This is a genomic window from Amycolatopsis sp. NPDC004378, from assembly GCF_053602455.1.
On sequence record NZ_JBSGDR010000022.1, the window covers coordinates 115,698 to 124,608 of the forward strand.

At 71.1% G+C, this 8,911-nt stretch carries 8 protein-coding genes; 4 read left to right on the forward strand and 4 right to left on the reverse strand.

The features are described from left to right. Positions 1-360: 360 nt before the first annotated feature. Genes ACWEN0_RS41165 through ACWEN0_RS41180 form a run of 4 tightly spaced genes read right to left on the reverse strand, consistent with a single transcriptional unit; the run spans position 361 to position 4,168 of the window. Complete coding sequence (locus ACWEN0_RS41165; RefSeq protein ID WP_451985922.1) at positions 361-1,038, reverse strand: response regulator; 678 nt, start codon at positions 1,036-1,038, stop codon at positions 361-363. Next, positions 1,035-2,342, reverse strand: coding sequence for a sensor histidine kinase (locus tag ACWEN0_RS41170; protein ID WP_451985924.1), 1,308 nt, complete (start codon positions 2,340-2,342; stop codon positions 1,035-1,037). Before ACWEN0_RS41170 ends, ACWEN0_RS41165 begins: the two co-directional genes overlap by 4 nt. A gap of 57 nt (positions 2,343-2,399) precedes the next feature. Continuing rightward, a complete protein-coding gene (locus tag ACWEN0_RS41175) occupies positions 2,400-3,233 on the reverse strand; it encodes an ABC transporter permease (protein WP_451985926.1) in 834 nt (277 codons plus the stop codon). Then, a complete protein-coding gene (locus tag ACWEN0_RS41180; RefSeq protein ID WP_451985928.1) occupies positions 3,230-4,168 on the reverse strand; it encodes an ABC transporter ATP-binding protein in 939 nt (312 codons plus the stop codon). Before ACWEN0_RS41180 ends, ACWEN0_RS41175 begins: the two co-directional genes overlap by 4 nt. A 264-nt stretch (positions 4,169-4,432) precedes the next feature. On the opposite strand from ACWEN0_RS41180, the gene ACWEN0_RS41185 reads away from it, so the two are divergent. The 4 genes from ACWEN0_RS41185 to ACWEN0_RS41200 all read left to right on the forward strand — a co-directional run bounded on the left by ACWEN0_RS41185 (position 4,433) and on the right by ACWEN0_RS41200 (position 8,612). Continuing rightward, complete coding sequence (locus tag ACWEN0_RS41185) at positions 4,433-5,068, forward strand: GntR family transcriptional regulator (RefSeq protein WP_451985930.1); 636 nt, start codon at positions 4,433-4,435, stop codon at positions 5,066-5,068. A 132-nt stretch (positions 5,069-5,200) separates the two neighbouring features. Beyond that, complete coding sequence (locus ACWEN0_RS41190) at positions 5,201-6,607, forward strand: MFS transporter (RefSeq protein ID WP_451985932.1); 1,407 nt, start codon at positions 5,201-5,203, stop codon at positions 6,605-6,607. Between the two features lie 20 nt (positions 6,608-6,627). Beyond that, on the forward strand, positions 6,628-7,527 hold the full coding sequence (locus ACWEN0_RS41195) for an ABC transporter substrate-binding protein (protein ID WP_451985934.1): 900 nt from the start codon (positions 6,628-6,630) through the stop codon (positions 7,525-7,527). Then, positions 7,524-8,612 (forward strand): ornithine cyclodeaminase family protein, encoded by a 1,089-nt coding sequence (locus tag ACWEN0_RS41200; RefSeq protein ID WP_451985936.1) that lies wholly within the window; start codon positions 7,524-7,526, stop codon positions 8,610-8,612. Before ACWEN0_RS41195 ends, ACWEN0_RS41200 begins: the two co-directional genes overlap by 4 nt. The last annotated feature ends 299 nt before the right edge of the window (positions 8,613-8,911 follow it).

Below are 8,911 nucleotides of genomic sequence, written 5' to 3' on the forward strand. Positions count from 1 at the left end.
AATCAAGGCGTCTAGTCAGTTCCGAGCATCACACGATAGAGTGAAGTATGGCGGATCTCGAAACGGGGTAATTCGATCAATGTTCTTTGATCACGCGCATTCCGGTGTTGATGTTCCCGATTCCTGGCCGCTGGTGTGACGTGCCGCGACGAGACTTGTCCGCGGACAACCGGCTTGGGGGACCGCCGACACGGAACCGTTTCCGCCCGGCGGGACGCCGCTAGACGGCGGATACGGTGCGCGACGGGCCTGCGGCCGTCGTCGCCTGTTCAGCTCACCACGGAGGGTCATCGACCTTCAGGGCACGCTGAACCCGGGCTCCCGCTCCTCTGTGCTCGCGGTTCCGTGCGAAGGAGGAGATCAGCTCGGCGGATTCGGCCGGATCAACTCGAGGTCGTAGGCGAAGATCACCGCCTGGACGCGGTCGCGGGCCCCCAGCTTCGCCAGCACCCGGCCGACGTGGGTCTTGACCGTGGATTCCGAGAGCACCAGACGTTCGGCGATCTCGCCGTTGGTCCACCCGTTGCCGATGGCGAGCAGGATCTCCTGTTCGCGTTCGGTCAACGACAGCCAGCGGGGATCGGTCCGGGACGGCGGATCGGCATGGCCGGCCGGAAGCCGCTGGGCGTAGGTGTCGAGGAGCCGCCGGGTCAGCGCCGGGGCGATGACGGCGTCGCCGCTCGCGACTGCCCTGATGCCGGCGAGCAGCTCTTCGGGATGGGCGTCCTTGAGGAGGAACCCGCTCGCTCCGGCGCGCAATGCGGCGTAGGCGTACTCGTCCAGGTCGAACGTCGTCAGGACGAGGACGCGGGACCGGCCTCCGGCAGCGAGGATCCGCCGGGTGGCTTCGATGCCGTCCATGCCGGGCATGCGGATGTCCATGAGGACGACGTCCGGTCGCAGTTCCGCGGTCCGGCGCACGGCTTCGGCCCCGTGGGCGGCTTCGCCGACGACTTCGGTGTCCGGCGTGGCGTCGAGCAGCATCCGGAAGCCGAACCGCTGCATGGGCTGGTCGTCGACGATGAGGACGGTCGTCACAGCGCGCCGCCGGGCGGGACGGGGATCGGCGTGAGGTCCAGGACGGCCTGTACGGCCCACCCGCCGCCGGAGGTGGGGCCGACGGTGAGCGTGCCGCCGTAGAGGGCCGCGCGTTCCCGCATCCCGGCGATCCCGTGCCCTTCCGCGGCCGGTGGCTCGCGCGGCGTGGCGGCGTCGGGCGGTCCGGTGTCCTGGACGCGGATGCGCAGCGCCGGCCCCTCGACGGCGATCAGGACGTCGGCCCGGGTGCGCGGGCCGGCGTGCTTGAGCGTGTTGGTGAGCGCCTCCTGGACGATCCGGTAGGTCATCAGCTGCACTCCGCGATCGAGGGTGTCCAGCTCGCCGGCGGAGCGGAGGAGGATCTCCGGTCCGGCGGCGCGGATCCTCGTGCACAACGCGTCGAGGTCGCCGATCCCCGGTTGCGGGTTCAGCTCGGGTGCGTCGGTTTTCTCCCGCAGGACACCCAGCATGCGCCGCAGTTCGCCCAGCGCCTGCCGGCCGGCGTCGCCGACCAGCTCGAGTGCTTGCTTGCTGCGCTCGGGGGTGACGTCGGCCGCGTAGGCGCCGCCGTCGGCCAGCGTGATGATGACCGACAGGTTGTGGCCGATGATGTCGTGCATCTCGCGCGCCATGCGGGTGCGTTCGGTGGCGGCGGCCAGCCGGCTGCGTTGGTCCCGTTCGATCTCCAGCTGCCGCGCGCGCTCGCGCAGGCTCACCAGCTGGGCCCGGCGGATCCGGACGGCCAATCCGAGCGCGACAGCCGCGGTCACGGCCGTGAGCAGGAAGAACAGCGCCTCCCAGAACGACACCGCGCGCGAAACCCGGGCCGCCACCGGCAGCAGGAGCGCGACCACCCCGGCACCCGCCCACGGCAGGTGCCGCAACCGGCCGTGCAGGGTGACGCTGTACAGCGCGACGAGCAGCGCGACGTCGGCGCGCAGGAACACCCCGAGCGACCACTGGACGACGAACACCACCGCGGTCAGGGCCAGCGCGGCCGAAGGCGCCCGGCGCCGCCAGAACAGCGGCAGCAGCAGCCCGGCCTGCAGCGCGAGCGTGCCGGCCGCCGGCAGGCGGACGAACCCGAGCTGCAGCTCCTCGGGCCCGCGCCCGTCGTCGTGCGGGACCAGGTCGGGCACGCAGAACAGCAGGAACAACGCGGCGATCACCGCGAGGTCCAGCGCCCACGGGTGGCGCCGGTCCCACTGCCGCAGCCGCTGGCCGTACGCCGTCAAGCGTGCGACCAGTGGAGATCCGGTCCACGACGGCGCCGCGGCGGGGAAGTCGTCGGGCACGGGCGTCACCTGCTCATCGTCGCGGAAAACCGCCGGCGCGGCACCAGGGCCGCGCCGGCGGCGGTGTCAGGCGTCGGAACGCACGAGCCGGTACGCGGCGCCGCCCAGCGCCAGGACCGTCCAGCCGACGAAGACCAGCATCCCGGCCGTCGGTGCCAGTGTGGTGGCGTCGTGGGTCAGGGCGAACATCGCTTGCCCCGCGTTGCTGGGCAGGTACGGGCTGATGTCGCCCTGCCACGACGTCGGCAGCAGCGAGACCAGGCCCGGGATCAGCATGAGCACGGCGACGAGGACCGAGATGCCGCCGGCGACCGAGCGCAGGAGCGCGCCGAGCGCGACCCCGATCACGCCGACCAGCCCCAGGTAGAGCCCCGTGCCGAGCAGGCTGCGCACGACCCCCGGGTCCGACAGCGACATCGCCGCGGGCGTCCCGGCCACGATGGCGTTGCCGAAGACGAAGGCGAGGAACGCGCCGACCGTGCCGACGAGCAGCGCGACGACCCCGAACACGGCCGACTTGGACCACAGCACCGGCAGCCGGCGCGGGACCCCGGTCAGCGTCGAGCGGATCATGCCGGTGGAGTACTCGCCGGCGGTCACGAGCACGCCGAGCACGCCCAGCGCCAGCTGCGCGAAGTTCGTGCCGAACAACGAGAGGCTCAGGGCGGTCGCGTGCGCGAAGTCCGGGTCGAGCGGCTGGCCGGAGCTGATGTTCGACTTGTACCGCGCGGCGGAGATCAGCCCGAACGCGACCAGGAACACCAGACCGAGGACCAGGGTGATCCAGGTGGAGCGCAGGGACCAGAGCTTGGTCCACTCCGAGCGCAGGACGTGACGTCCGGTCACCCGGTAGACGGGCCGGCCGGTGCGGGCGGGGGCGTCCGGGGTCAAGGTGGTCATGCCGCCCTCCCGAGCGCGTCGATGCCGGTGGTGACGCCGTGGTACTCGACGGCGTCGCGGGTCAGGTCCATGAAGGCCTCTTCCAGGGAGACGGTCCGGGCGGACAGCTCGAACAGGGCGATGCCGTGCTCGGCGGCCTTGGTGCCGATGGCGCGCGCGGAGAGTCCCTTGACCTGCAGTTCCTCGGATCCGGAGCGGCCGGCGATCTCGACGCCGGGACCGGCCAGGACCTCACGCAGGCGCGCGGGATCCGCGGTGGCCACGTGGACGGTGTCGCCGCCGGCGTCGCGGACGAGGTCGTGCACGGTGGTGTCCGCGAGCAGGCGACCTCGGCCGACGACGATGAGGTGCTCCGCGACCAGCGCCACCTCGCTCATCAGGTGCGACGAGACGAACACCGTGCGCCCGTCGGCAGCGAGCCCGCTGAGCAGGTTGCGGATCCAGAGGACGCCCTCGGGGTCCAGGCCGTTGACCGGCTCGTCGAGCATGACCGTGGCCGGGTCGCCGAGCAGCGCCGCGGCGATCCCCAGCCGCTGGCCCATGCCGAGGGAGAAGCTCCCCGCGCGCTTCTTCGCCACCGACTGCAGCCCGGTCAGCTCGATCACCTCGTCGACCCGCCGCCGTGGGATGCCGTGCGTCTGGGCCTGCGCGAGCAGGTGGTCGAACGCCGACCGTCCGCCGTGGACGGACTTCGCCTCGAGGAGGACGCCGACCTCCTGCAGCGGCGAAGCGTGCTCGGCGTAGCGGCGGCCGTTGACCTTGACCGACCCGCTGGTCGGCGCGTCCAACCCGACGATCATCCGCATGGTGGTGGACTTGCCGGCACCGTTGGGCCCCAGGAACCCGGTGACGGTACCCGGCCGGACGGTGAAGTCCAGGTGGTCGACCGCCGTCTTTTCCCCGTACCGCTTGGTCAGCTGGTGTGCTTCGATCATCGCTCATCCCCTGGATCCGCGGACCGGTCACCCCAGCCCGTTCGTCGTCAACGGTAGGAAGGAAGCAGCGCCGGAACGTCGTACCGGGGGAGCCCATCGGCGGCAGCGAGTAGTACCGCGGTACCACTGGCGCCCGCCGCCAGGCGTGCGGGGCAGGACGCAGGAGAGCGTATTCACGGACGGGCGCAGCCGCGGACATCCGGAGGGCTGGTGAAGCCGTGCTGCTCGGGCGCGAGCGCTGGGCGGTTGCCATATCCTCGCGTCGTGGTTGCCAAGTCGAACTCGGTCGTGACGGAGCTGCGGGCGGAGATCATCGCCGGCACGATCCCGGCCGGAACGCGCCTGAAGGAAGAGGCCATCGCCACCCGCTTCGGGGTCTCCCGGGTGCCCATCCGCGAAGCCCTGCTACAGCTGGAGAGCGAAGGCTTCGTCACCACCGAGAAGTACAAAGGCGCGACCGTCTCCGCCCGCTCGCAGCACGACGTCGTCGAGCTGATGCAGATCCGGCGCGGCCTTGAGGTCCTCGCCGCTTCGCTCGCGGCCGAGGCACACGGGGGTGATCAGGCCGAGGCGCTGCGGGCGGTCGTGGCGCGCGGCCGCCAGGCCGGCGAGGACGGCGCCGTGGCCGACCTGCCGCCGCTGATCATGGAGTTCCACGAGGTGGTCGCCCGCGCGTCGGGCAACACCGAGCTCGCCCGCATGCTCGACGCGCTGCTGCGGCGGATCTCGTGGGGCTTCGAGCTCGAGATCGAGGACCGCATCGACACCTCGTGGGCCGACCACGCCGCGATCGCCACCGCGATCCTCGGCGGCTCCCCGGTGCAGGCGGGCTACCTGATGGGCGAGCACATCCTCAAAGATGAGCTGATCTACCGGCGCCGGGCCTCCGCAGCACACTGATTCGTATACAAAAGATCGACATTGTTGACGCTGTTCACGTGATTGGCATGGCCTGTAACGTCCGGGCAACACTTCTCGTATACAAAACAGGGGTTCGTTGCTTGGCCGTTTCTCCCGATGGGAGCCCAGCCCATGACCTCGACCCCCACCCCCGAGCGCACCGCGTCCGGCACGCTCGCCCTCCACCTCGACCGCATCGGCTTCACCCGTGCCCAGTTCTGGGTGCTGATGCTCATCCTCGCCGGGATGTTCTTCGACACCCTCGAACAGAACTCCGTCGGCGCGATGGGCGCGAACCTCAAGGCCGCGCTCGCGATCACGGACACCCAGCTGACCGCGATCAACACGGCCACCGTGCTCGGCGGGCTCGTCGGCAGGCTCGCCGGCGGGTGGCTCGCCGACCGGTACGGCCGCCGCGCGGCGCTGTCGCTGAACCTGCTGCTCTACACCCTCGGCGGGCTGCTCAGCGCCCTCGCCGTGGACTACGACATGATGCTGGCCAGCCGGTTCGTCGTCGGCATCGGGCTGGGCGGCGAGTTCACCATCGGCATCGCCATGCTCGCCGAGATGGTTGCCACCCGCCACCGCGGCGCGCTCGTCGCGACGCTCAACATCGGCTCCGGCGGCGTCGGCAACTTCCTGTCCTACGGCCTGTTCTTCCTGCTCCTCGGCCCGCTCGCCCCGGCACTCGGCGGCGACCACCTCGTGTGGCGCTGGACGTTCCTGTTCCTCGCGCTGCCGGCGTTGCTGGTCATCCTCTACCGGCGCCGACTCCCGGAGACCCCGCGGTTCCTGCTCTCCCGGGGCCGCGTCGAGGACGCCAACCGGTCGCTGGCCATCCTGGCGTCGGGTTCCCTCAAGTCGTCGCCGGCGACCGCGACCGGCGGGCCGCTGACGGCGGCGGACATCCCCGCCCGTCAGCTCAAGTCCTCCCCGGCGGCCGTGTTCGCCCGCGCCGTCCTGCCCCGCACGCTCTCGATCGGCGCCGCGTCCTGGATGGCGTTCGGCGCGCAGGTCACGCTCAACTTCCTGATGCCGACCCTGCTCGTGGAGCGTGGTTACTCCATTTCGGACAGTCTGCTGTTCACCATGATCATGAACGTCGGCTCGCTGCTCGGCGCCTGCGCCGCGGCGTGGCTGGCCGGCCGGGTCGGCAGGCGCGGCGTGGTGGGCGGTGCGGGCGCGCTCGGGTGCGCCACCGCGGCCGCGTTCGCGGCCTTCGGGGACTCGACGGCCCTGATCCTCGTCCTCGGCGCCCTCTTCCAGTTCTTCACCATGATCACCAACACGACGCTCGCGGTCTGGTCGCCGGAGCTGTACCCGACGTCGATCCGCGCGACCGGCACCTCGATCGTCAACGGCATCGGCAACATCGCCGGCGCGGTCATGCCGTTCCTCGCTGTCGCCCTCTTCGCCGCGTTCGGCCTCGCCGGAGTGTTCGGCATGGCCGCGGCCATGTACGCCCTGCTCGTCCTGGCCTCGCGGTTCGCTCCCGAGACCCGTGCCCGGACGTTGGAACAGATCAACGAAGACGCCTGACCGCGAAAACGGAGGATCCCTTGGAAACCTTGCGCATTTCCGCGACCGCCAACGGTCTCAACTACTTGCCCGAGTACCTCGCCGACACGACCGGCCTGTTTCACGACGCGGGTCTGTCGGTGACCGCCCGCGCGTGCGACCCGTGGACCGGTGTCCTGGACGACCTCGCCTCCGGCGACGCCGACCTCGCGCTCGGCGGGCTCTGGGTGCCGGGCATGTACGCCGGCAGCACCCGCGCGCTGACCGTGGTCTGCCAGCTCAACCACCAAGCGCCCAAAGCGATCGTGCACCGCGGCGCCCCGGATACCTTCGCCCTGGGCGACCTCGCCGGAAAGGTGGTCCTCGCACCCGGCATCGGGGGCAGCGCGCCTTACGCGGTCACCGCCGGGCTGATCCGGGAGGCGGGCGCCGACCCCGGCGACGTCACGTTCGTCCGGGACCTCTCCACCCCGATGCTGGTCGAGTTGTTCGGCAGCGGGCTCGGCGACGCGATCATCCTGGACCTGGTCTCGGCGCTCGAACTCGAAGCCACCGGCCAGGGGCGGATCGTGTTCCGCAATCTCGACGAGGGCGGGATCATGCCCAACAGCGTCTACTACTGCCGTACCGACCGAGTCGAAGAGCTGCGCGATCGCTTCACCCGTTTCGTCGCCTGCATCGACGCGGCGATGACGCGCCTTCCCACCACCCCGGCCGCGACGATCGACGGGATCCTCGCCGCGCGCTGGCCGGGCAAGGACCTCGGGATCCTGCGCGAGGCCACCCGGCAGATGACCGACAGCGCGGTCTGGGAGACCGTCGCGATCGACCCCGCGGGCAGCGACCGCTGGATGCGGATGCTCGCCGAAAGCGCCATGCTCACGCGAATCCCCGCCTACGACGAACTGGCCGACGACAGCTTCACGAAGGCCTACCGGTGACCTTTGTGCTCCGCGACGACGCCCTGGCCGAACTCGTCGACCTCGGCGACCTGATCGACGCCGTCCGCGCCGCGCACACCGACCTCGCCCTCGGGCGGGCCGAACAGCCGGTCCCGGCGATCAGCCCCACGGCGGGCGCCACCATCGTGCTGCCGATGGTGGCGACCTCCCACCGCCTCGGGCTGACCGTCGTCAAGGTCCTCACCGACGCACCCGGCAACTCCGACGTCCCCGTCCAGCAGTCCACCCTGGTCGTGCTGGACGCCCGGACCGGCACCCGGCTGGCCGTCATGAACGGCGGGACCGGCACCCGGATGCGGACGGCCGCCGCCAGCGCCGTGGCCACGGATGCCCTGTCCCGCACCGATTCGCGGGTCCTCGGTCTCGTCGGCGCCGGACCGCTCGCCGTCGAGCACGTCGCCGCGATCCGCGCCGTCCGGGCGATCGGCGAAGTCGTCGTCTGGTCTCGCTCGGCCGCCCGCGTCGCCGAGTTCCGTCGCGCGCTGCGGCGCCGGGAACACGCTGACGGCGTGCCGGCCCTCGACGTGACCACCGCCCCGGATTCGCGCCGGGTGGTCGAAGCGGCCGACGTGCTCTGCACCCTGACACCGTCACGCGTGCCCGTTGTCGAGGGCGCGTGGTTCCGGCCGGGGCTGCACGTCAACGCCGTCGGCGCGCCACCCCGGCCCGACCACCGCGAGATCGACTCCGCGGGAATGGCCCGCGCGACGGTCTTCGCCGACAGCGCCGCCGTCCAGCTGCAGAAGTCGGGCGAAGCCGTGCTGTCGGTGCAGGACGGCACGACGACAGAAGACGATTTCCGGCAGGAGCTGGGGGCGGTACTGGCCGGGCTGACGCCTGGCCGGACCGAACGCGACCAGATCACGTTGTTCAACTCGATCGGTATCGCTCTGCAGGACCTCGCCTTCGCCGCACTGGCCCTGCAAGCCGGCTCCGTCGAAACCCGGCTCCGACCGACCCTCACCTCGCCGGAGTATCGAGCGACGTCCGCGGAGAACGTCAGCCCACCGGCACATCGCTCACCCACGCCGTGCGCCACCACGACAGGACTCAATCGACACTGAGGTCACCGGACACGACCCGGCCCGGATCGGTCCTGCAGACCGTAGAGCTTGTCTCCTGCCGTCAGGTACACGCATCAACGGGCATCGGGTGACGGCGGCCTGCTCGCCCCGCTCGGCGATACCCCGGCGCCGCTCCCTGCCCGATGGTTTTCGGCCTTGGCCGCGGCGAGGCCGGAAGCGTCTGGCCAGGAATGCAGGGCTAGGTGTTGCGGGTCATGACGTTGGTGACGCGGGCGAGGGCCTGAGACGAGGGACGGGTCTTTCGGCGGCAGGATGAGAAGTGCGACCAACTCGTCCCG

Coding starts and splice junctions, on each gene's coding strand:
- ACWEN0_RS41175 (WP_451985926.1), bottom strand. CDS start 3,233: ATGACCACCTTGACCCCGGACGCCCCCGCCCGCACCGGCCGGCCCGTC.
- ACWEN0_RS41180 (WP_451985928.1), bottom strand. CDS start 4,168: ATGATCGAAGCACACCAGCTGACCAAGCGGTACGGGGAAAAGACGGCG.
- ACWEN0_RS41190 (WP_451985932.1), top strand. CDS start 5,201: ATGACCTCGACCCCCACCCCCGAGCGCACCGCGTCCGGCACGCTCGCC.